Source organism: Microbacterium sp. BWR-S6Y, from assembly GCF_041379845.1.
GTDB lineage: Bacteria > Actinomycetota > Actinomycetes > Actinomycetales > Microbacteriaceae > Microbacterium > Microbacterium hydrothermale.
Map to the genome: position 1 here is coordinate 13,692 of NZ_JBFECV010000003.1, position 21,983 is coordinate 35,674.

Below are 21,983 nucleotides of genomic sequence, written 5' to 3' on the forward strand. Positions count from 1 at the left end.
TTATCTGACGTGGTCCACTAGCGCGTGATGCGCATTATTTGAGCGTCTAATTCGCAAATCTGAATTGTCCACAGATTCATCCTCATGTGGAATCAGTGCGCGTCACGGAGGGGGTTTAGCGCGCGACGTGCATTGCAGTCGCTTCCGGCATCCACCCCGATGCCCGCCTCGGCCATCAAGTCCTCGAACGTGGTGTCGGCCTCGGGGTCGTCGGGCTCACGTGCGTCAGCCTCGCGGGAGTCTCGGTCGGTCTCAGTGTCGGCGGGGTATATTGGCCCGAACAGCGCGTTCAGCTCTTCCTCGATGGAACGCACGCGCCGTTCCTCCTTCAGGACCGCCCGCGCCGTGTAGACCTGCCGTTCGGTGCACCCCAGGGCCTCGGCGGCGGCTGCAGCGGTGATGTCGGCGGGGAGCGTCCGCAGGCCCGCCAGGACGCGGCTGGGGCGCTTGGACGCCCGCCCACCCCTGCTGGACTCCTCGGTCGTGAACGGGCGCGTGAAGCGGCGAGGGAATGGCCCACGGGGAACGGCGGGCGCGAAGGTGGCCAGCATGTGCTCGGCCTTGGCCCAGACCCGCTTGTCCATCGCGGCGCTGGTCATGCCGTAGCGGCGCTCCCAGGGGTGCTGGCCGTTGGTGGAGATCCGGATCTCCGACCAGATGTGCTCTGCGAGGTCGGAAGCGGTGGCGGGGAAGGCCTCGGTGTTCTCGGTCGCTCTCAGGTGGCGACCGGCCACGGCTTCGATCCACTCACCGACCTGGGCCCAGTAGGAGGGGTCGAACTTCCAGGGAACGTCGGGAAGGGGGAACATCGGGACTCCGGGGACGGCGGGACGGGACGGTGACAACACGTCCGGCCTGGAACCTCGCCGGTCTCTCTGCGGGAGCCTCGGTGCCTCGACATCGGGCCCTTGCTCGGAGTCCATTCTCCACCGCATCGCGCTTCACACGCAAGCATGATTTGACAGCCGAGAGTGCCTATGGTGTTTCCTCTGGAAACACAGGGGTTATTCTTCAGGGTCGATCTATGGGTTGTTCTTCAGGGACCGTTAGCGCGAATAAGCATTAACCCCCCTCTTTTGCCGCGGTTCGTTAGCGCGAACGCGCGTCAACCCCGGGTTATTCTTCAGTATGTGCGAAGGCTCGTCGTTCGATAAGCTGATGTCCTGGCCGGGACGCCAGGGACAACACGAAAGGCCCTCTCTCCATTACATGAAGAGAGGGCCTTTTTCGTCCGTCACGCGCTAACCGAATATGTGCACGCCGTGCGCCAACGCGGCCTAGTTCGCGACCTTGGCGGCGTGGGACTGACCACCCGCGGATAGGCGATGGACGAGGGCGTCGACCTTCTGCACGGCGTCGGCGTGCATGCGCTCGTTCGAGTGCAGGTAGCGCCTTGTGGACGTGGCCGACGCATGCCCAGCCCGCTCCTGGACGACGCGCTCAGGCGCGCCCGCCTCGGCCACGAGGGACAGGCCGATGTGCCTGATGTCGTGCACGTGAAAGTTCACGAAACCCGCTGCGCTTGCCGCATCGTTCCACCTGTCGCGAAGACTGTTTCGCGGCATTCGGGTGGCGCGCTCGCCAGCCAGCAGGGGAGTGGACCCGATGCCGCGGGGGAGAGCCTGGAGGGCGACCACGCCACGCTGGAGCATCTGGATGCGCTTGTGCTGGCCGGTTTTGGTGTCGGCGGTGAATCCGAGCCCGAGCCTCTGCTTTGTCACGGTGATCACGCCCGTGCGGGTGACATCCGCCCAGTCCAGAGCGATGAGTTCACCGAGGCGGAGGTGGCCCGAGAACATGATCTCCAGCGCAGGCCTGTAGAAAGAGGAGACGTGGGCGAGCACGGTGTCGAAGTCCTCCACCTGCCAATCGGGCCGATCTCGGGACACATCCTTTCCCGCGTCCTTCACCTGGCAGGGTGTGGTGGTGACCAGGCCCCAGTCGACCGCCTGGTCGAACGCGCCCTTCAGCGCGTAGTAGCTGTTGCGTCGCTGGACCGGATGGATCTTGTGCTGAGCCCACCAGATGTCGACCGCCCGTCGCGTAATCGTGTTGATCTTCTGCCCGCCGAACGTAGGGCTAAGCGCGGTCTTGTGAATGCTCACGAGGTTCTTGAAAGTGCTCGGTTTCACCTCCATCTCGCGGTAGGCCAGCCAGTCCTTCCAGAACGCGTCGAAGGTGACCGATCCGCGCCGGTCGTCTCTGTACTCACCTTTGTCGATCTCGGTCAGGATGCGTCGTAGCTCCTGCTCCGCTTGCTTGCGGGTCGACGGTCGAAACACTTTCGACGGTCGTCCGCCATCAGGCGTCGACCACTTCAGTTGATGGCCGTCCTTGTAGGGGGTGATGGTTCCGGTCCCGTGGGTGCGCTTACGCATCTTGGTTTCTCTCATGGACGTGATACGCCGGAGAGCGGTCGCAGAGAAAGGCTTTCGTCCATGAATTGTCCACGGACGCCAATCGGCTCCAGCGGAGGGAGCCGAACTAGCTACGGAAACGGTGCTTGACCAGGCACTTACTGTGGAGGGGCTGACGAGAATCGAACTCGCATCATCTGTTTGGAAGACAGAGGCTTTACCACTAAGCTACAGCCCCGAATTCTTCACCCCAACGGTGAAGCGTTCGAACATCACCACTCTACGACACCGCGCGAGCCGTCGCGAACGCCGCCGCGGTTGTGTGCGCCGGTTCCCGGCGTCGGATCCGCCGCGCACCGCAGGAAATCCGGCGCTCCCGGGTCGATCGACTAGACTTTCCGAGGTCGTTTCGTCGAACGCGTTCGCGCGCGTCGCCCCGGGGCGTAGCTCAGCTTGGTAGAGCGCCCGCTTTGGGAGCGGGAGGCCGCAGGTTCAAATCCTGTCGCCCCGACGCAACGGCCCCACAGACCACAGGCCCACACGGCCCCCGCGTGCGCGCGGGCCACACGAGGAGAACACACCGCATGGTCAACAGCACCGTCGAGCAGCTCAGCCCCACCCGGGTCAAGCTCCACATCACGGTCTCGCCCGACGAGCTCAAGCCGAGCATCGCCCACGCCTACGAGCACATCGCCCGCGACGTGCAGATCCCCGGCTTCCGCAAGGGCAAGGTCCCCGCCCCCATCATCGACCAGCGCATGGGACGCGGCGCCGTCATCGAGCACGCCGTCAACGAGGGTCTCGACGGGTTCTACCGTCAGGCCGTCGAGGCGCAGGACCTGCGCGTCATCGGTCGCCCGAGCGCCGAGATCGTCGAGCTCCCCGAGCTCAAGGACTTCTCCGGCGACCTCGTGGTCGACGTCGAGGTCGACGTGCGCCCCGAGTTCGAGCTGCCCGCCTACGACACCATCACGGTGACCGTCGACGCCGCCGAGGCCGACGAGGCCGGCATCGACGCCGAGCTCGACCGCCTGCGCGCGCGCTTCGGCACGCTCGTGACGGTCGACCGTCCTGCCACGACCGGCGACTTCGTCGAGCTCGACCTTGTCGCGACGATCGACGGCAACGAGATCGACCGCGCCGAGGGCGTGTCGTACGAGATCGGCTCCGGCGAGCTGCTCGAAGGCATCGACGAGGCCATCGAATCGCTGACGGCCGACGAGCAGACCACGTTCCGCTCGAAGCTCGTCGGTGGAGAGCACGCCGGCGAAGAGGCCGAGGTGGCCGTCACGATCACGGCCGTCAAGGAGCGCGAGCTCCCCGACGCCGACGACGACTTCGCCCAGATGGCGTCCGAGTTCGACACCATCGCCGAGCTCCGCGAGTCGCTCAGCGAGCGCGTGGCGCAGCAGGCCGTCTTCACGCAGGGCTCCGCCGCGCGCGACAAGTTCATCGACGCCCTCCTCGAGGCCGTCGAGATCCCCGTGCCGCCGCAGCTGATCGAGGACGAGGTGCACAACCACCTCGAGGGTGAGAACCGCCTCGAGGACGACGTGCACCGCGCCGAGGTCACCGAGGCGAGCGAGAAGCAGTTCCGCACGCAGATGGTCCTCGACAAGATCGCCGAAGACGCCAACGTCCAGGTGTCGCAGGACGAGCTGACGCAGTACCTCATCCAGTCGGCCGCGCAGTACAACATGGCGCCGCAGGACTTCGTCAATGCGCTGCAGCAGGGCAACCAGCTGCCCGCGCTCGTTGGCGAGGTCGCGCGCAACAAGGCGCTCGCGATCGCGCTGGGCAAAGTCACGGTGGTCGACACCGCCGGCAAGCCCGTCGACCTGACCGGGTTCGTGGCCGTCGAGGGCGAAGAGCCCGCCGAGGGCGACGACGAGGCTGCCGAGGTCGCCGACGAGGCGCCCGCCGCCGAGGAGGCCCCCGCGAAGGCTCCCGCCAAGAAGCGCGCCCCCGCGAAGAAGAAGGCCGCCGACGAGGCTCCGGCCGACGAGGCCGCCGCGGAGGAGGCGCCCGCGAAGGCTCCCGCCAAGAAGCGCGCGCCGGCCAAGAAGAAGACCGACGAGGCCGCTGACAGCGAGTAAGTCGTGAGGAAGGGGGCGGATGCCGCGGCATCCGCCCCCTTTCCCGTCCCCGGGCGCCGTCCGGGAAACCACCCCGTCGATCGTTCGGAACGCGCGGAGGACGTCTCGAAGCCTCCGGATGTTCTGGAGACTCGGGGAGGGTGAGCGCGGGTTCGGAACGAGGATGAGGATGCGACGAATGGACGACTGGCAGAACAGGGTGGACGCCGTCTGGGCCGACGAGACCCTCAGCCCCGAAGACGTCATCACCCGGATCGACGAGCTCTCGGCGGAGCGTCCCACCGACGACGCCGTCGCGCTGTTCGAGCGCGCCGGGGCACGTGACTCGGCCGGCGTCGAGGACGAGGCCGAGGTGCTCTACCGGCGCGCCCTCGCGATCGGGCTCGACGACGAGCGCCGGACGCAGGCCACCATCCAGCTGGCGAGCACGATCCGCAACCTGGGCAAGACCGAGGAATCGCTCGAGATGCTCCGCGCCGAGTACGAGCGCGAGCCACGCGGACCCCTGCACGACGCGGCCGCCGCGTTCTACGCCCTCGCCCTCGTGTCGAGCGGAGAGCCCGAGCGGGCGGCATCCGTCGCCCTTCAGGCCCTCGCGCCGCACCTGCCCCGCTATACCCGTTCCGTGACCGGATACGCGCGAGAAATCGCCGAACGCCTCGACTGATCCGCCCGCGGCGAACACGGCATCCGGTGTCGGACCCCGCCGGTAGATTCGTTGCAGATCACCGGAAGAGGAGCACTAAATGCCCGAACCCCTTATGGCAACGAGCGTCTTCGACAGGCTGCTGAAGGACCGCATCATCTGGCTCGGTTCGGAGGTGCGCGACGAGAACGCCAACGAGATCTGCGCGAAGATCCTCCTGCTCGCCGCAGAAGACCCGCAGAAGGACATCTACCTCTACATCAACTCGCCCGGCGGCTCGATCACGGCCGGCATGGCGATCTACGACACGATGCAGTTCGTGCCGAACGATATCGTCACGGTCGGCATCGGCATGGCCGCGTCGATGGGCCAGCTCCTGCTGACCAGCGGCACCAAGGGCAAGCGCTACATCACGCCCAACGCGCGCGTGCTGCTGCACCAGCCCCACGGTGGATTCGGCGGAACGTCGAGCGACATCCAGACGCAGGCGCAGCTCATCCTCGACATGAAGCGCCGTCTCGCCGAGATCACCGCGAACCAGACCGGCAAGAGCGTCGAGCAGATCAACGCCGACGGTGACCGCGACCGCTGGTTCACCGCTCAGGAAGCCCTCGAGTACGGCTTCGTCGACCACATGCGCGAGCACGCCACCGACGTCACCGGCGGCGGCGGAACCGCGGCCTGAGTCGAGAGGAAAAGGACACCATCATGAACATCCCCACCTTCGGCGGCGCCGCAGCGCACATGCCCTCGAGCCGCTACGTCCTCCCTCAGTTCGAGGAGCGCACGGCCTACGGCTACAAGCGCCAGGACCCCTACAACAAGCTGTTCGAGGACCGCGTCATCTTCCTGGGCGTCCAGGTCGACGACGCCTCGGCCGACGACGTCATGGCCCAGCTGCTCGTGCTCGAGTCGCAGGACCCCGACCGCGACATCATCATGTACATCAACTCGCCCGGCGGCTCGTTCACGGCTATGACGGCGATCTACGACACGATGCAGTACGTCTCGCCGCAGATCCAGACCGTCGTGCTCGGACAGGCCGCCTCCGCGGCATCCGTCCTGCTCGCCGCCGGCGCCCCCGGCAAGCGTCTCGCCCTGCCGAACGCTCGCATCCTGATCCACCAGCCCGCGATGGGCGAGGCCGGGCACGGGCAGGCGTCCGACATCGAGATCCAGGCGCAGGAGATCCTCCGCATGCGCACCTGGCTCGAAGAGACCATGGCCCGCCACACCGGACAGGACGTCGCCAAGGTCAACAAGGACATCGACCGCGACAAGATCCTCTCTGCGCACGAGGCGATGGAGTACGGCATCGTCGACCAGGTGCTGACCACGCGCAAGCGCACCCCGGCGGCCCTCACCGCCTGACGCGCTCGCGTACGACGAAGCCCCGCAGACCCCTCCCGGTCTGCGGGGCTTCGTCGTGCGCGCGATCGCCGCGCATCCTCGCCCCGGCGCCGCGAGACGGCGATTCCCCGACGAATCGGCGGCGGGCTGCGGCCGAGATGTCAGCGAGATGGCGTCTCGGCGCGACGGGCATCCGGCCGTGCGCGCGGGGGAGCGAACGGATGCCGCGTGTCCGCCGCGAGCGATCACGACACCGCCGAGAGCGCAAATGCCCTCGGATGTCGTGGCCTCGGGTTAGGCTCGGGTAACACACCGGCGGGGGCCGGGTGACGGAAGGAACCGGCCATGGCACGCATCGGTGAGAGCGCCGACCTGTTCAAGTGCTCCTTCTGCGGCAAGAGCCAGAAGCAGGTGCAGCAGCTGATCGCCGGTCCCGGCGTGTACATCTGCGACGAGTGCGTCGAGTTGTGCAACGAGATCATCGAAGAGCGCATGGCCGAGTCGTCGGCCGGCGAGGTCGCCGAGTTCGACCTGCCCAAGCCGCGCGAGATCTTCTCGTTCCTCGAGGAGTACGTCGTCGGCCAGGAGCCCGCCAAGCGCGCCCTCGCGGTCGCCGTCTACAACCACTACAAGCGCGTCCGTGCCCACGGCACACTGCAGCCCGCCGAGGCCCGCGCCGAAGAGATCGACATCGCCAAGAGCAACATCCTGCTGCTCGGGCCCACGGGCTGCGGCAAGACGTATCTCGCGCAGACGCTGGCCAAGCGCCTCAACGTGCCCTTCGCGGTGGCGGATGCCACGGCGCTGACCGAGGCGGGATACGTCGGCGAAGACGTCGAGAACATCCTGCTCAAGCTCCTGCAGGCCGCCGACTTCGACGTCAAGCGCGCCGAGCAGGGCATCATCTACATTGATGAGGTCGACAAGATCGCCCGCAAGGCCGAGAACCCCTCGATCACGCGCGACGTGTCGGGCGAGGGCGTGCAGCAGGCCCTGCTGAAGATCCTCGAGGGCACGGTCGCCTCGGTTCCGCCGCAGGGTGGCCGCAAGCACCCGCACCAGGAGTTCATCCAGATCGACACGACGAACGTGCTGTTCATCGTGGCCGGCGCCTTCGCGGGGCTCGAAGAGATCATCTCCGCCCGTGTCGGCAAGCACGGCGTCGGCTTCGGCGCTCCGCTCCAGCGCAAAGAAGACGCGCCCGACCTCTTCAGCGAGGCCCTGCCCGAAGACCTGCACAAGTTCGGTCTGATCCCCGAGTTCATCGGCCGTCTGCCCGTCGTGGCATCCGTCTCGCCTCTCGACCAGGAGGCGCTGATGGAGATCCTCACCGCGCCGCGCAACGCGCTGGTCAAGCAGTACCAGCGCATGTTCGAGCTCGACGGGGTGCAGCTGGAGTTCGACGAAGACGCGCTGCGCGCGATCGCCGACCTCGCCGTCGCCCGCAAGACCGGTGCGCGCGGCCTGCGCGCGATCCTCGAAGACGTGCTCGGACCGATCATGTTCGACGTGCCCTCGGCCGACGACATCGCCAAGGTCGTCATCACGCGCGCGGCGGTCGAAGACGGGGCGCAGCCCACGATCGTCCTCGCGCAGAAGCGTCGTAGCGCCTGAGCGCTCAGCGCGGGTGGAGGGGGCGCGGAGCCTCGCTCCGCGTGCGTCCGTTCTCGGTCGGGCGCATCACGCGCGGCGCGCGCCTCATCGTGCGTCGCCCGCCCGACGAGGCTCTGTCCTCGACCCTCGACGCCCTCGTGACGGAGCGCTTCGACCTCGGCGACGAGCGCGTGGCCCGTGCCCTGCGGGAGCGAGAGTCGGAGTGGGTCGCGCAGGACGTGCGCATCGGCCGCCCCGACCCGTCGTGGACTACCGGGATGGCCGACGCGGTGCTCTCCGACACCGTCCTCGCGTTCGTCCCCGGCCTGTGGCGCCGCGCCACCCCGACCGTGGTGGTCGCGAGCGCGAGGCCCCACGAGCAGGGCGCGGAGGTCGTCGTCTTCGCGCATCCGACCGTGCGCGGGTGGACCTCGTCGAACGACGCCGGGCCCCTCGTACACGCGGCCCTCGACCGCGTCGAGGCGACGGGCGACGTCGTCTCGCGGACGCCGCTGCACGGCATCCCGAACGACGGCAGCCCGGCCTCGCAGGCGTTCGTGCGCGACGTGCTGGGATGGCGCTGAGCGACACGGTCCAGAGGGTGTCGGGGTTCACGGCGTCAGCTGAGTCCCCAGGACGGGCGGGTCGGGTCGACCTCGCCCGCCCCGCGACGGAGGGGGCTGCGCTCAGCCCGTGAGACCGCGGCGCTCCAGGAGGGGCTGGATCTCGGCATCCCGGCCCCGGAAATCGCGATACGCGGCCAGAGGGTCGCCGGACCCACCGACCCCCAGCAGCCTCTGCCGGAAGCGGTCGCCGTTCTCGCGCGTGAGCCCGCCGTTCTCGCGGAACCACTCGACCGTGTCGGCGTCGAGCACCTCGCTCCAGATGTAGGAGTAGTAGCCGGCGCTGTATCCGCCCGAGAACACGTGCGCGAAGTACGTCGAGGCGTAGCGAGTCGGCACGGCCGGGTTGTCGAGGCCGATGTCGGCGAGGGCGTCGGCCTCGAGGGCGGCGACGTCGATCTCAGCGGACGCCTCGTCGACGGAGAGTCCGTGCCAGGCCTGATCGATCCAGGATGCCGCGAGGTACTCGCTCGTCGCGAAGCCCTGGTTGAACGCCTCCGAGGCGTGCAGGCGCTCGACCACGTCGGCGGGGAGGGGCTCGCCGGTGTCGATGTGGCGGGCGTAGTTCGCGAGGATCTCGGGCCAGAGGATCCACATCTCGTTCACCTGGCTGGGGAACTCGACGAAGTCACGGTAGACGGCCGTGCCGCCGAAGTGCGGGTAGGTCACCGTCGCGAACAGGCCGTGCAGGGCGTGACCGAACTCGTGGAAGAGGGTGGTGACCTCATCCAGCGTGAGCAGCGTCGGGGTTCCGGGCGCGGGCTTGTTCACATTGAGGTTGTTGACCACGACCGGGGCCGTGGCGCGGAGGGCCGACTGCGTCACGATCGAGTTCATCCACGCGCCTCCCCGCTTGCTGTCGCGCGTGTAGAGATCGAGCAGGAACAGCCCGAGCTCGCTGCCGTCGGCGTTGTGCACCTCGAAGACGCGGACCTCGGGGTGATAGCCCTGCAGATCGTGGCGCTCGTTCACGCGGATCCCGTAGAGCTGCTCCGCCGCGAAGAAGACGCCGTCGCGCAGCACCCGCTCGGCCTCGAACCACGGCCGGAGTGCGGCGCGATCGAGGTCGTAGCGCTCCGCGCGCACCTTCTCGGTGTAGAACGCCCAGTCGTGGGCGTCGATCCGGATGCCGTCGGCATCGGCGATCCGCTGGAGCGCGGCCTGCTCCTGGTGGGCGTTGGCGGCGGCGGGGGCCGCGAGGCGTCGGAGGAGCGACGCGACGGCCTCGGGCGAACCCGCGGTCTGGTCGGCGAGCACCGCGGCCGCGTGGGAAGGGTAGCCCAGGAGCGCCGCGCGCTCGGCGCGCAGGCGGACGATCTCGCGCAGGACGGGCCGGTTGTCGTACTCGTTGTCGCGCGTCGCCCGCGCGCGGGACGCCTCGAGCAGGCGACGACGGCTCTCGCGGTTGGTCAGCGAGGCCAGATACGGGTGACCGGTGTACAGCGTGAGCGTCACGACGTAGCGGCCGTCGAGACCGCGGGCGGTCGCGGCCTGCGCCGCGGCCGAGAGCTCGCCTTCGCCGAGACCGTCGAGCTCGGCGGCGTCGTCGAAGACCACGGCGAGGTCGTTCGTGTCGGCCAGGAGGTTCTTCTCGAACGTGTTGGTGAGGACCGACAGACGCTGGTTCAGGTCGGTCAGGCGTGTCTTCTGCGCCTCGTCGAGCCCCGCGCCCGCGAGGGACATCTCGCGGTGGTGCCGCTCGACCAGGTACCGGCTCTCGGCGTCGAGGTCGAGATCGTCGAGCTGCGCGTGGACCGCCGCGATACGGCCGTACAGGGCGGTGTCGAGCTGGATGGCGTCGCGGTGCGCCGCCATGAGCGGGGCGAGCTGCTCCTCGACCTGCTGGATCTCGGGCGTCTCGTCGGCACCGGTGACGGTGTAGAACGTGCGGGCGACGCGGTCGAGCAGTTCTCCGCTGCGCTCGAGGGCGACCAGCGTGTTCTCGAACGTGGGCTCCGCCGTCTGGGCGGTGATCGCATCGACCTCCGCGCGCTGCGCCGCGAAGGCGGCGTGGAACGCGGGCAGGTAGTGCTCGACCGCGATGCTGCCGTAGGGCGGCAGGTCGTAGGGGAGTGCCGGCGGGGAGAGGAGGGGATTGGGGGCATCCGTCATCGGTCCAGCCTACGTCGCAACAGCAACGGGGTGCAGAGAAGACGTTGCAAAAGAAACCTTGCAAAGATATCTTTGCACCATGACTTCGCAGCCCCGCGCCGAGCGCGTCCTCGATGCCGGAGCGCTCCGTGCCCTGGCGCACCCCCTGCGCGTCCGGTTGTACGACATCCTCAGCCAATACGGTCCGCAGACGGCCAGCTCCCTCGCCGAGCTGACGGGGGAGTCGACGGGGGCGACGAGCTACCACCTGCGCGCTCTCGCACGGCACGACCTCATCCGCGAGGTCGCCGGCCGCGGCACCGCGCGCGAACGCTGGTGGGAACGGCCCGCCGGAATCGTCACCCTCACGAACCCCGAGATGCAGAACACCCCCGCGGGGCGCGCCGTGATGGAAGCGGTCCAGTCCGAGACGCTCACCCTGCGCCACCAGCAGCTCATGCACTTCGCCGCCCACGGCTGGGACGAGGCCGAACAGTGGCGTGACGCCGCGATCATCTCGACGGCGACCGCGCGGCTGACGGCGGAGCAGTCGCGCGACCTCGTGCGGCGGATCCAGGCCTTGGTCGACGAGACCGTCGCCCGCTACCGCGACCAGACCGGCGAGGGCGTCCGCCCCGTCACGATCCGCAACGACGTCTTCCCGCTTCCGACCGAGAGGGGCTCCGCATGAGCGCCGTCACGCACACCGTCTCGCTCCCTGGCCGTCCCACTCCCGTCGAAGCGGCGCTGCTCGCCCTCTCGCGCGAGGTGGCGCGCTGGGCGGAGGAACGGATGCGTCGACGCGCGGACGCGGTCGCAGTGGAGCCGGTGCGTCGAGCCGGGCGGTCCGCGTCGCAGGCGATGTCGGCGGATGCCGCGCGGTACCTGTTGCCGCGCTGATCACAGAGGTCCCTGAGCTCGTCGAAGCGACCTCGACCCGCGCGCCTCCGGTGGCTTCGACATGCTCAGCCACCTCCCGATCCCCAGGTCCCTGAGCTCGTCGAAGCGACCGGCACCGGCAAGCCTCCGGCGGCTTCGACAGGCTCAGTCACCTCCCCGCTCTCACGTACGAAGCCCGCCGACGCGTGAAAGCGTCGACGGGCTCCGTCGCTCTGGCGGGAGGGCTCAGGCGAATTCGGCGTCGTCGTCGTAGCGCACGACGACCTCGCCCGCGGCATCCTGGCTCACGATGACCCCCGTGTCGAGCTCGGCGACGGGGCGCCCCTCGAGGAAGGTCAGCGTCCAGCGCGGGGCGGGAGCGCTCAGACCGTCGGGGTTGAGGGCTGCCTCGACCGCGGCGATCTGCGCGTGCAGAACCTCGGGAACAGCCTTCGGCGGCTGCTCACGAGCGGTCCAACGGGTTCCGAGTTGCATCAGGCCTCCTGGGGTGCGAACACGATGTCGGTGACGGTGGTGGAGTCGGCCTCGGCGAACGAGATCTTCTCGATGCGTCCGACCGCGCGCAGGTCGCCCTCGGCGAGACGCAGCGCCTCGACGTGGGGGCCCGACACGGTGAGCGAGGTCACCGGCGTCTTCTGCGAGGCCTTCGCCTCGGTCTTGGCGCGACGGATGCCGATGAGCGCGGCGCTCACCGCGGTCAGCACGGCGGGGTCTCCCTCCGAGCCGCTCGGCTCGGGCCACGCGGAGGTGTGCACCGAGCCCTCCTCGAACCACGACCACACCTCTTCGGACGCGAACGACAGCACGGGGGCGAACAGGCGCACCAGCGTCGACAGGGCCGTGCGCAGCGCGAGAGCCGCCGACGCCTGACCGGCGTCGGACTGGTCGTACGCGCGCTCCTTCACGAGCTCGAGGTAGTCGTCGCAGAACGTCCAGAAGAACGACTCCGTGATCTCGAGCGCCCGCGCGTGGTCGTACGCCTCGAACGCGGCCGTGGCGTCGCGCACCACGGCATCCAGGGTCGCGAGCATCGACGCGTCGAGAGCGTGCGTGACCTCGGCTCCCTCGGGCACCGGGAACGACAGCACGAACTTCGCCGCGTTCAACAGCTTGATCGCGAGGCGCCGACCGATCTTGACCTGCGTGGGGTTCTGGGGGTCGAAGGCAGCGTCGGTTCCGAGGCGGCTCGACGCCGACCAGTACCGCACCGCGTCGGAGCCGTGCTGCTTCAGGATGTCGGCGGGCGTGACCACGTTGCCCTTCGACTTCGACATCTTCTTGCGGTCGGGGTCGACGATGAAGCCCGAGATCGCGGCATCCGACCAGGGGCTCCGGTCGTCCTCGAGGGCGCTGCGCAGCATCGTCGAGAAGAGCCAGGTGCGGATGATGTCCTGACCCTGCGGGCGCAGGTCGAACGGCGACACGAGGTTCCACAGTTCCTCGTCGCGCTGCCAGCCGCCGGCCAGCTGCGGGGTGAGCGACGACGTCGCCCACGTGTCGAGGATGTCGCGCTCGGCGTCGAACCCGCCCGGCACGCCCCGCTGGTCCTCGGTGTAGCCCGGGGGCACGTCGGTGGTCGGGTCGACCGGGAGCGACGCGAGATCGGGCGTCAGCACGCGCGAGTAGTCCCGCTCCCCGTTCTCGTCGAGGCCGTACCAGACCGGGATCGGCACGCCGAAGAAGCGCTGGCGCGATACGAGCCAGTCGCCGGTGAGTCCGCTGGTCCAGTTCTCGAAGCGCACGCGCATGAAGTCCGGATGCCACGACATCTCGCGACCGAGCGAGATCAGACGCTCGCGCAGCTCGGCATCCCGCGCGCCGTTGCGGATGTACCACTGGCGCGTCGACACGATCTCGAGCGGGCGGTCGCCCTTCTCGAAGAACTTCACGGGGTGCGTGAAGGGCTTGGGCGCGCCCTCCATGGCCCCGGACTCCTGCAGCAGCTCGACGATGCGCTTCTTGGCGCTGAACACGGTCTTGCCCGCGAGCTCGCCGTACGCCGCCTTCGCGGCATCCGTCACGATCACCTCGGGGGCGTCGGCGACGATGCGGCCGTCCTTGCCGATGATCGTGCGGTTGGGCAGGTCGAGCTCGCGCCACCAGATGATGTCGGTGACGTCGCCGAACGTGCAGATCATGGCGATGCCCGAGCCCTTGTCCTTCTGCGCGAGGGGGTGCGCGAGCACGGGCACCTCGACGTCGAACAAGGGGGTGCGCACGGTCGTGCCGAACAGCGGCTGGTAACGCTCGTCGTCGGGGTTCGCCACGAGCGCCACGCACGCCGGGAGCAGCTCGGGACGGGTGGTCTCGATGAACACCTCGCCCGAACCGTCGGTCTTGGCGAAGCCCACGCGGTGGTAGGCCGCGGGCTGGTCGCGGTCCTCGAGCTCGGCCTGGGCGATCGCGGAGCGGAAGTCCACGTCCCACAGCGTCGGCGCGAGGGCCTGGTACGCCTCGCCGCGCTCGATGTTGCGCAGGAACGCCAGCTGGCTCGTGCGAATCGAGTCGTCGGAGATCGTGCGGTACGTCTGCGTCCAGTCGACACTGAGGCCGAGCTCGCGGAAGAGGTCCTCGAACTGCTTCTCGTCCTCGACGGTGAGCTGCTCGCACAACTCGATGAAGTTGCGGCGGCTGATGGGCACCTGGTCGGCGGCCTTGCTGCTCTTGTTGTCGCCGCCCGCGAAGGGCGGGGTGAAGTCGGCGTCGTAGGGGAGCGAGGGGTCGCAGCGCACGCCGTAGTAGTTCTGCACGCGACGCTCGGTGGGGAGGCCGTTGTCATCCCAGCCCATCGGGTAGAACACGGTCTTGCCGCGCATGCGCTCGAAGCGCACCTTCACGTCGGTGTGCGTGAACGAGAACACGTGCCCGATGTGGAGGCTTCCGGATGCCGTCGGGGGCGGGGTGTCGACCGAGTACACGCCCTGTCGGCCGGCCTCGGCCGCGCGGATGCGGTCGAAGACGTAGGTTCCGCGCTCGCGCCACGCGGCATCCCATTTCTGCTCGAGGCCTTCCAGCGCGGGCTTGTCGGGAATGGTGGCAGCCATGGGGTACTCCTCGAGCGATATAGGCGGCACTGTGTGAGCGTGCCTGATGGGTGTGACCTCAACGATAGCGGGGGTCTCACGCGGGCGCGCGTCGGGGCGCGCAGGCTCAGCGATTCGCGCGTTGTCAGGGGAGTGGGGCGGATGCCGGCCGAAGTTATGAGGATTGCTGAGGTTGTGCGGATTGCTGAGGTTGCGCGAGCGCGGGGTCAGGCCTTTGCGCCCGCTCAGCGATCCGCGCATTGTCAGTGCAGCGGCGGGGATGCCAGCTGAGATTGCGCGGATCGCTGAGATTGCACGAGCCCGGGGCGAGGTCGTCGCGCCCGCTCGGCGATTCACGCAATGTCAGTGGGGTGGGGCGGATGCCGACTGAGATTGCCCGGATCGCTGAGATTGCACCAGCGCGGGGCGAGGTCGTCGCGCCCGCTCAGGGATTCGCGCAATGTCAGTGAGGTGGGGCGAATACCGACTGAGATTGCGCGGTTCGCAGAGATTGCACGAGCGCCGCGCGCTGCTCTATGGCCTCCTCCCCAGCACACGATTCATCCACAGTCGGGAGGAACTGGCACGAAACCTGCACCGCGCGGGTCGATCCTTGCCGCTATGAACGACTCTGCGGCGCGTGCCGTCGCGACCCGCACCGCACAACTCGGAGGTGTCCCTCGCGCGACGCGTCTCGTCCGCGAGGGACACAGCCGGTATCGCATCAGTCAGGCACTCGAGAGCGGCCTCATCGTCCGTGTCAGACGGGATTGGGTCGCCCTCCCTTCCGCGGACGCTCACCTCGTGGCGGCGGCTCGGACGGGAGTCGTGTTGTCGTGCGTCACCGCCGCGGAACGCCGCGGACTGTGGGTGGCCGAGCACCCGGACCGGCCGCATGTCGCCTATCCGGGCCGAGGGAGGATCGACGGCCCGGCGGCTGTCGTGCACTGGCAGCGCGGCATTGTTCCGCGGCATCCGGATCTGCTCGAGGACGACATCGAGAACATCCTGCTCACGGTCGCCTCGTGTCAGCCCTATGAGACGGCGCGCGCGGTCTGGGATTCCGCGTTGAACAAGAAGGTGGTGGACCTGAGACACCTCCGACGATTGCCGTGGAGCGGCACGGCACGGCGACTCGTCGAAGAGGCGTCGCCGTGGGCCGACTCCGGGCTCGAAACCTTCGTCATCATCCGACTGCGGTGGCTGGGGCTGCCGATCAGGGTGCAGATCTGGATCTCCGGCCACCGGGTCGATTTCCTGATCGGCGAGCGACTGGTCCTGCAGGTGGATGGCGGACACCACGTCGGGGCGCAACGCGCGAAAGACATCCGCCACGATGCCGAGCTGATGCTGCTCGGGTATCACGTGATCCGCGTGGGGTACGACCAGGTGATGAACCGCTGGCCCGACGTGCAGGAGCAGATCATGCACGCCATCGCCCAGGGGCTGCATCGGGCGTGAACCGGCCACCCGCACCTCCCCGGAGCCGACGAGCCGGGATCTCCGCTGTTCGTGTCCGCTCGGCGAATCGCGCAATGTCAGCGCAGGAGCGCGGATGCCGACTGAGATTGCGCGAATCGCTGAGGCAGCGCGATCGCGGGGCGAGGTATTCGCACCCGCTCAGCGAATCGCGCAATGTCAGCGCGGGAGCGCGGATGCCGACTGACGTCGCACGAATCACTGAGGTCGCGCGATCGCGGGGCGAGGTCTTCGCGCCTGCTCAGCGATTCGCGCAATGTCGGACCAGGGGCACGGATGCTGGCTGAGATTGCGCGGATCACGGAGATTGAGCGAATCGCGGAGATCACGCACCGCCGCGCGGCCGTTCGCCGTCGGCGTGAGCCCGGCGGGGCACTTTTCGAACCCGGTCCAGGAACCCCGGTAAGCTGAAAGCCTCCCCACCAGAACTTCCGAGGATTCCCCATGCCTTCTCCGCTTTCGCGTCGCGTGCTGTCGGCGGTCGCTGTCGCGGCCGCCTCCGCCCTCTCTCTGTCCGCCTGCGCCGGGACCGACCCCGCGGCATCCGGTGACGGCGAGATCGTCTGGGCGATCGAGGGAGCGAACCTGTCGGCCGGCAAGATGGACCCCCAGACCAGCCAGCTCGACGTCACGGCCATGGTGCAGCGCGCCGTGCTCGATTCGCTCGTTTTCCAAGAGGCAGACGGGTCGTTCTCGCCGTGGCTGGCCGAGTCGTGGGACATCGAGGACGGCGGCGCGAGCTATCTCTTCCGCCTGCGCACCGACGTGACGTTCCACGACGGGACGCCCTTCGACGCCGCCGCGGTCAAGGCGAACTTCGACCGCATCGCCGACCCCGCGACCGCCTCGGCGCAGGCCGCGAGCATGCTGGGCGGCGACCTGTACGCGGGGACCGACGTCGTCGACGAGCACACTGTGCGCGTGCGCTTCTCGCAGCCCTACGCGCCGTTCCTGCAGGCGGCGAGCACGGCCCTGCTGGGCTTCTACTCCCCGGCGGTGCTCGAGACCAAGGCCGACCAGCTCGCCGCGGGCGGCCCCGACGTCACGGTCGGCACCGGTCCGTTCGAGCTGACCGAGTACACGCCCGATCAGGACATCGTGTACACGCGCAACGACGACTACACCTGGGGCCCCGACGGCGCCGGGAAGCCCTCGTTCAAGACTCTGCGGGTCGACATCCTGCCCGAGGCCTCGGTGCGCGTCGGTGCCCTGTCGAGCGGTCAGGCCGATGTCGTGACGAACCTGCCGCCGAACCTCGTGTCGCAGGTGCCCGCCGACGACACCGTCGAATCGATCGCCTACCCGGGTCTGCCCTACTCGCTGTTCCTGAACGAGAAGTACGGCGTCTTCGCCGACGAGAAGGTGCGCCAGGCGTTCACGCGAGCGATCGACGTCGACACCGCGGTCAGCGAGATCTTCTTCGGGCAGTACCCCCGCGCCTGGAGCATCCTCGGGGCGACCACCCCCGGCTACGACGCGAGCCTCGAGAACAGCTGGCCCTTCGATCAGGCGGCGGCCAACGCCCTGCTCGACGAGGCCGGCTGGACGGGGCGGGATGCCGACGGCATCCGCACCAAGGACGGCCAGCGCCTCTCCGCGCGCTGGATCGCCTGGACCCCGGTGCCCGACGACCGCGCCGCTCTCGCGAACGCCGTGCAGAGCGACCTCAAGGCGGTCGGCTTCGACCTGCAGCGCGAGGTGCTCGAGCCGGGCGCCTACAACGAGCAGTACGGGCCCAAGACCTACGACGTCACCGACTGGGGCTTCTCGGGCGTCGACCCCGATCTGCTGCGCAGCCACCTCGCCACCGACGGATTCCAGAACGCCTCGCAGGTGAGCGACCCCGCGATGGACGCGCTGCTGGAGCAGGGCGCCTCCACGGCCGACCAGGCCGCGCGCGACGACGTGTACGCCCAGGTGCAGCAGTGGAACGCCGAGCACGCCGCGATCGTGCCCCTGTACAGCCCGACGCTCATCAGCGCCGTGCGTCCGGACGTGTCGGGGCTGACGTTCGACCTGTACGGTCGTCCGCTGTTCGCGACCGCCTCCGTCGGCTGAGCCCGGACCCTCGGATGCCACGCTCCCGCTCGCGCGCCCTCGTCCGGCGCATCGCCGGGATCGTGGCATCCGTCGTCCTCGTGCTGTGGGGGGCGGCGACCCTGGCGTTCGCGGCGTTCCGCGTCATCCCGGGCGACCCCGTGTCGGTCATGCTCGGTCCGCAGGCGCAGGTCGCGGAGTCCGTCAAGGCCGGGATCCGCAGCGAGCTCGGCCTCGACCGCCCCGTGCTCGAGCAGTACGCGATGTTCCTGGCGCGCCTCGCGCGCGGCGACCTGGGGGAGTCGTATCAGCTGCGTCAGCCGGTGGTCGAGGTGATCGGCCGCCAGCTCGGCCCGACGCTGCAGCTCTCGGCGCTCGCGCTGGTGATCGCGGTGGTGCTGGCCCTGGCATCCGCCCTGCTCGTGCGCGGGCGCACCGGCCGGGCCGTGGCATCCGGGATCGAACTCGTCGTGCTGTCGTCGCCGGTGTTCTGGACGGGCCTCGTGCTGTTGAGCGTGTTCTCGTTCCAGCTCGGATGGTTCCCGGTGTCGGGGGCGCGGGACGCCGCGGCGATCGTGCTGCCCGCGGTGACCCTGGCCCTTCCCGTCGCGGCCCTGCTGTCGCAGGTGCTGCGCGACGGGGTCGAGGCGGCCGAGCGCGAGCCGTTCCTGCTGACGGTGCGGGCGCGCGGGGCGACGCCGCTGCGCGAGAGCGTGCACCACACGCTGCGGCACGCGGGCGTCGGAGGAGTCACGCTCGCGGCCTACCTCGTTGGCTCGCTGCTGGGTGGCGCGGTGCTGGTCGAGACGGTGTTCGCGCGTCCGGGGATCGGCCGCGTGACCCTCACGGCCATCACCGATCGCGATCTGCCCGTGATCACCGGGGTGATCCTGCTGAGCGCCCTCGTGTTCGTCGTGGTCAATACGCTCGTCGACCTCGTCGTGCCCCTGCTCGACCCGCGCCTGCGCACCGACCGGACGGCGCTGCGCGTGCGGGCGGGGGTCCCCGCGTGAGCGTCGCGGCCCCGTCGCGCCCGCGGACGGGACGGGCGATCGCGCTCTCGACGGCCGGAGCGGTGCTCGTCGTGATCGCCCTCGCCGCGATCGCCCCCGGGCTGCTCGCCACGCACGACCCCCTCGTGACCGATGTGCGCGCGAGCCTTCAACCGCCGAGTGCGGCGCACTGGTTCGGCACCGATCAGAGCGGACGCGACGTGTACTCGCGCGTGGTCTTCGGCGCCGGACGCTCGGTGGGGATCGGCCTGCTCGCGACAGGCCTCGCCCTCGTGGCGGGGGTGATCGCCGGGTCGCTGTCGGCGGTCGCTCCGCGGTGGGCGGATGCCGCGGCCATGCGCATCGTGGACGTGCTGCTGGCGTTCCCCGAGTTCCTCGTCGCCCTGCTCGTGGTGGCGGTGCTGGGCCCGGGACCGGTCAACGTCGCCGTCGCGGTGACGATCGCCGCGGTGCCGGTGTACGTGCGCCTCGCCCGGGCGCAGACGCGCTCCCTCGCCGCCGCCGAGCACGTCGAGGCCGCGCGGCTCATCGGTGTGCCCGCGGCGGTCGTGCACGTGCGGCACGTGCTGCCGGGGGTCCTCGGGGCGGTGAGCGTGCTCGCCACGATCGGCGTCGGCACGAGCATCCTCGCGGCGGCGGGGCTGAGCTTCCTGGGCCTCGGGCCGACCGAGCCGACCCCGGAGTGGGGGCTGATGCTGTCGGCCGGGCGCAATCTGCTGCTGCAGGCGCCCTGGGTCGCCGTGTTCCCGGGAGCGGCAATCACGGCGACGGTCGTGAGCGTCAGCGTCGTCGGCCGTGTTCTGCGGGCGCGAACCGAGGAGCGGGGCGCATGAGCGGCGACGGGGAGCTTCGTGCCGGCGGTTCGGGGCCGGGTTCCGCGACCCCCGGTGTCTACGCGGCGTCGGGCCGCGGCATCCGTCTGCGCGGTCTGCGCATCGACGGTCCCGCCGGCGCGCTCGTGCGAGGACTCGACCTCGACGTCGCCCCGGGCGAGTGCGTCGCGATCGTGGGGGAGTCGGGCACGGGCAAGTCGCTCAGCGCCCGCGCCCTGCTCGGGCTCGTGCCGCGCGGTCTCTCGACCCGCGTCGATGCTCTTGAGATCGACGGCGTCGATGCGAGCGGCCTCGGCGAGCGGCAGTGGCGCGCGCTGCGCGGACGTCGCATCGCGCTGGTGTCGCAGGATGCCCTCGTCTCGCTCGACCCCCTGCGCCGCGTGGGTGCCGAAGTGGCCGAGGCGATCCGCATCCACGAGCCGGCCGTGCGCGGTGAGGCGCTGTCGGCTCGGGTGCGGGCGAGCCTCAAGCGCGTCGCCCTCCCCGAGCCCGAGGAGCGCGCCCGCCGGTACCCGCACGAGCTGTCCGGGGGGCAGCGTCAACGCGCCCTCATCGCCTCGGCCCTTGCGGCTCGACCGGCCGTGCTCGTCGCCGACGAGCCGACGACAGCCCTGGATGCCACGGTGCAGGCCCACGTGCTCGCGCTCCTGCGTCGTATCGCCGACGACGGCGTGGCGGTGGTGTTCATCAGTCACGACCTCGCGGCCGTCGCGCGGGTGGCCGACCGGGTGGTGGTGATGCACGAGGGGCGGGTCGTCGAGACCGGCCCGACCGCGCAGGTGCTCGCCGCGCCGCACGATCCGCAGACGCGCACCCTCGTCGAGGCGGTGTCGCACCGTCCCCTCGGACGCGCTCCCCGCACCGACGCCCCCCTCATCGCGGTCGAGGGGCTGCGCAAGAGCTTCGGTCGGCGCGTCGCGGTCGATGACGTATCGCTGGAGGTCCGCCGGGGCCGCACCCTGGCGGTCGTCGGCGAGTCCGGCTCGGGCAAGACGACGCTCGCGCGCCTGCTCGTCGGGGTCGACGACCCGGATGCCGGCTCCCTTCGCTTCGACGGACGTCCCTGGTCCTCGCGCGTCGCGCGCGGCGCCGCGCGGACCCGCGTCCAGCTCGTGCAGCAGAACCCCTGGGGTGCCCTCGACCCGCGGTGGACGATCGGACGCACACTCGCCGAGGCCGTGGCCGCGGGAGGCGTCGCGCGTCCCGCCCGCCGAGCCGCTGTCGCCGCCCTGCTGGAGGAGGTCGGCCTGTCACCGGCGTTCGTGCGCCGCCGGCCCGCGCAGCTGTCGGGCGGTCAGCGGCAGCGCGTCGCGATCGCCCGCGCCCTCGCGGTCTCGCCCGACCTGCTCGTGCTCGACGAGCCGGTTTCGGCGCTCGACGCGTCGGTGCGCGCGCGCATCCTCGACCGCCTCCTCGCCCTGCAGGCCGAGCGCGACCTCGCGATGGTGTTCGTCACGCACGACCTCGACGTCGTCGCGGGTATCGCCGATGACGTGATCGTGATGAAGGACGGGCGCGTCGTGGATTCGGGCACCGTGTCGTGCGTCTTCGCCGACCCGCGGCATCCGTTCACCCGGGAGCTGCTGGCCGCGGCGGGTCTGGGCCCTGCCCGCGCCTGAACCGGCGGTCGCGTCCGCCGGCGCCGCTCCGCGCGGGTGCGCTCCCCACCCGAGCGTCCACAACACCCGGACGCGAGCGCCCCGGCCTCCGGATTTCTCGGACACTCCGCGGGGCGGGCACCCGTCGACACGACCCGCAGCGCACCGCGCGCGGCTCGCGTAGAATGGAGCGATCAGCACCGATCCGGCCATCACCGGGGAGCTCGCGGAAGAACCTCCGGCCCTTCGACACGCTCAGGGACCGAACAAGTAGAACCGCGCGGGGCAGGCCCGTCACAGCCGCAGTGAGAGCGGTGCCGGCCCCTGAGCTCGTCGAAGGGTCC

18 protein-coding genes and 2 tRNA genes are annotated in these 21,983 nt (G+C 69.7%); 14 read left to right on the forward strand and 6 right to left on the reverse strand.

Annotation, left to right across the window (positions count from 1 at the left end):
- Positions 1-92 precede the first annotated feature (92 nt).
- The 3 genes from AB1K56_RS07100 to AB1K56_RS07110 form a co-directional block, all read right to left on the reverse strand.
- Positions 93-809, reverse strand: a complete 717-nt coding sequence (locus AB1K56_RS07100) for a hypothetical protein (protein WP_371205086.1) — start codon at positions 807-809, stop codon at positions 93-95.
- A 468-nt stretch (positions 810-1,277) separates the two neighbouring features.
- Positions 1,278-2,378, reverse strand: a complete 1,101-nt coding sequence (gene xerC, locus AB1K56_RS07105; protein WP_371205087.1) for a tyrosine recombinase XerC — start codon at positions 2,376-2,378, stop codon at positions 1,278-1,280.
- A 143-nt stretch (positions 2,379-2,521) separates the two neighbouring features.
- Positions 2,522-2,595: transfer RNA gene (locus AB1K56_RS07110), tRNA-Gly, on the reverse strand.
- Positions 2,596-2,794: 199 nt separating this feature from the next.
- Between AB1K56_RS07110 and AB1K56_RS07115 the strand changes: the two genes are divergently transcribed.
- From AB1K56_RS07115 to AB1K56_RS07145, 7 genes are all read left to right on the forward strand, one after another.
- Positions 2,795-2,868 (forward strand) — tRNA-Pro (locus AB1K56_RS07115).
- Between the two features lie 73 nt (positions 2,869-2,941).
- The gene (gene tig / locus AB1K56_RS07120; RefSeq protein ID WP_371205088.1) at positions 2,942-4,453 is read left to right on the forward strand and encodes a trigger factor; all 1,512 of its coding nucleotides are present in this window, start codon (positions 2,942-2,944) and stop codon (positions 4,451-4,453) included.
- Between the two features lie 178 nt (positions 4,454-4,631).
- The gene (locus tag AB1K56_RS07125; protein WP_371205089.1) at positions 4,632-5,120 is read left to right on the forward strand and encodes a tetratricopeptide repeat protein; all 489 of its coding nucleotides are present in this window, start codon (positions 4,632-4,634) and stop codon (positions 5,118-5,120) included.
- Between the two features lie 79 nt (positions 5,121-5,199).
- Entirely contained in the window at positions 5,200-5,784 is a 585-nt protein-coding gene (locus tag AB1K56_RS07130) for an ATP-dependent Clp protease proteolytic subunit (protein ID WP_058231493.1), read from the forward strand.
- A gap of 23 nt (positions 5,785-5,807) precedes the next feature.
- Positions 5,808-6,470 carry an ATP-dependent Clp protease proteolytic subunit gene (locus AB1K56_RS07135; RefSeq protein WP_136585515.1) on the forward strand — a complete coding sequence of 221 codons (663 nt, stop codon included), beginning with the start codon at positions 5,808-5,810 and terminating at the stop codon, positions 6,468-6,470.
- Positions 6,471-6,794: 324 nt separating this feature from the next.
- Positions 6,795-8,063 (forward strand): ATP-dependent Clp protease ATP-binding subunit ClpX, encoded by a 1,269-nt coding sequence (clpX, locus tag AB1K56_RS07140; protein ID WP_136585516.1) that lies wholly within the window; start codon positions 6,795-6,797, stop codon positions 8,061-8,063.
- Positions 8,064-8,104: 41 nt separating this feature from the next.
- Complete coding sequence (locus AB1K56_RS07145; protein WP_371205090.1) at positions 8,105-8,626, forward strand: hypothetical protein; 522 nt, start codon at positions 8,105-8,107, stop codon at positions 8,624-8,626.
- A gap of 102 nt (positions 8,627-8,728) precedes the next feature.
- Here the strand turns inward: AB1K56_RS07145 and AB1K56_RS07150 are convergent, their stop codons facing one another.
- Positions 8,729-10,777 (reverse strand): M3 family metallopeptidase, encoded by a 2,049-nt coding sequence (locus tag AB1K56_RS07150; protein WP_371205091.1) that lies wholly within the window; start codon positions 10,775-10,777, stop codon positions 8,729-8,731.
- 79 nt (positions 10,778-10,856) lie between these two features.
- Between AB1K56_RS07150 and AB1K56_RS07155 the strand changes: the two genes are divergently transcribed.
- Both AB1K56_RS07155 and AB1K56_RS07160 read left to right on the forward strand, forming a co-directional pair.
- On the forward strand, positions 10,857-11,447 hold the full coding sequence (locus AB1K56_RS07155; protein WP_371205092.1) for a helix-turn-helix domain-containing protein: 591 nt from the start codon (positions 10,857-10,859) through the stop codon (positions 11,445-11,447).
- The gene (locus AB1K56_RS07160; protein WP_371205093.1) at positions 11,444-11,656 is read left to right on the forward strand and encodes a hypothetical protein; all 213 of its coding nucleotides are present in this window, start codon (positions 11,444-11,446) and stop codon (positions 11,654-11,656) included. Before AB1K56_RS07155 ends, AB1K56_RS07160 begins: the two co-directional genes overlap by 4 nt.
- Positions 11,657-11,881: 225 nt before the next feature.
- Here the strand turns inward: AB1K56_RS07160 and AB1K56_RS07165 are convergent, their stop codons facing one another.
- Together AB1K56_RS07165 and valS are read right to left on the reverse strand one after the other, a co-directional pair.
- Complete coding sequence (locus AB1K56_RS07165; RefSeq protein WP_136585521.1) at positions 11,882-12,130, reverse strand: hypothetical protein; 249 nt, start codon at positions 12,128-12,130, stop codon at positions 11,882-11,884.
- Positions 12,130-14,700, reverse strand: a complete 2,571-nt coding sequence (gene valS, locus AB1K56_RS07170) for a valine--tRNA ligase (RefSeq protein WP_371205094.1) — start codon at positions 14,698-14,700, stop codon at positions 12,130-12,132. Before valS ends, AB1K56_RS07165 begins: the two co-directional genes overlap by 1 nt.
- 849 nt (positions 14,701-15,549) lie before the next feature.
- Between valS and AB1K56_RS07175 the strand changes: the two genes are divergently transcribed.
- From AB1K56_RS07175 to AB1K56_RS07195, 5 genes are all read left to right on the forward strand, one after another.
- Positions 15,550-16,140: an endonuclease domain-containing protein gene (locus AB1K56_RS07175; protein ID WP_371205095.1), complete on the forward strand. Its 591-nt coding sequence runs from the start codon at positions 15,550-15,552 to the stop codon at positions 16,138-16,140.
- Between the two features lie 462 nt (positions 16,141-16,602).
- Complete coding sequence (locus tag AB1K56_RS07180) at positions 16,603-18,216, forward strand: ABC transporter substrate-binding protein (protein WP_371205096.1); 1,614 nt, start codon at positions 16,603-16,605, stop codon at positions 18,214-18,216.
- Positions 18,217-18,230: 14 nt separating this feature from the next.
- A complete protein-coding gene (locus AB1K56_RS07185) occupies positions 18,231-19,208 on the forward strand; it encodes an ABC transporter permease (protein WP_371205097.1) in 978 nt (325 codons plus the stop codon).
- A complete protein-coding gene (locus AB1K56_RS07190; protein ID WP_371205098.1) occupies positions 19,205-20,041 on the forward strand; it encodes an ABC transporter permease in 837 nt (278 codons plus the stop codon). Before AB1K56_RS07185 ends, AB1K56_RS07190 begins: the two co-directional genes overlap by 4 nt.
- Positions 20,038-21,660, forward strand: a complete 1,623-nt coding sequence (locus tag AB1K56_RS07195; RefSeq protein WP_371205099.1) for a dipeptide ABC transporter ATP-binding protein — start codon at positions 20,038-20,040, stop codon at positions 21,658-21,660. The genes AB1K56_RS07190 and AB1K56_RS07195 overlap by 4 nt, the downstream gene beginning before the upstream one ends.
- Positions 21,661-21,983: the final 323 nt, after the last annotated feature.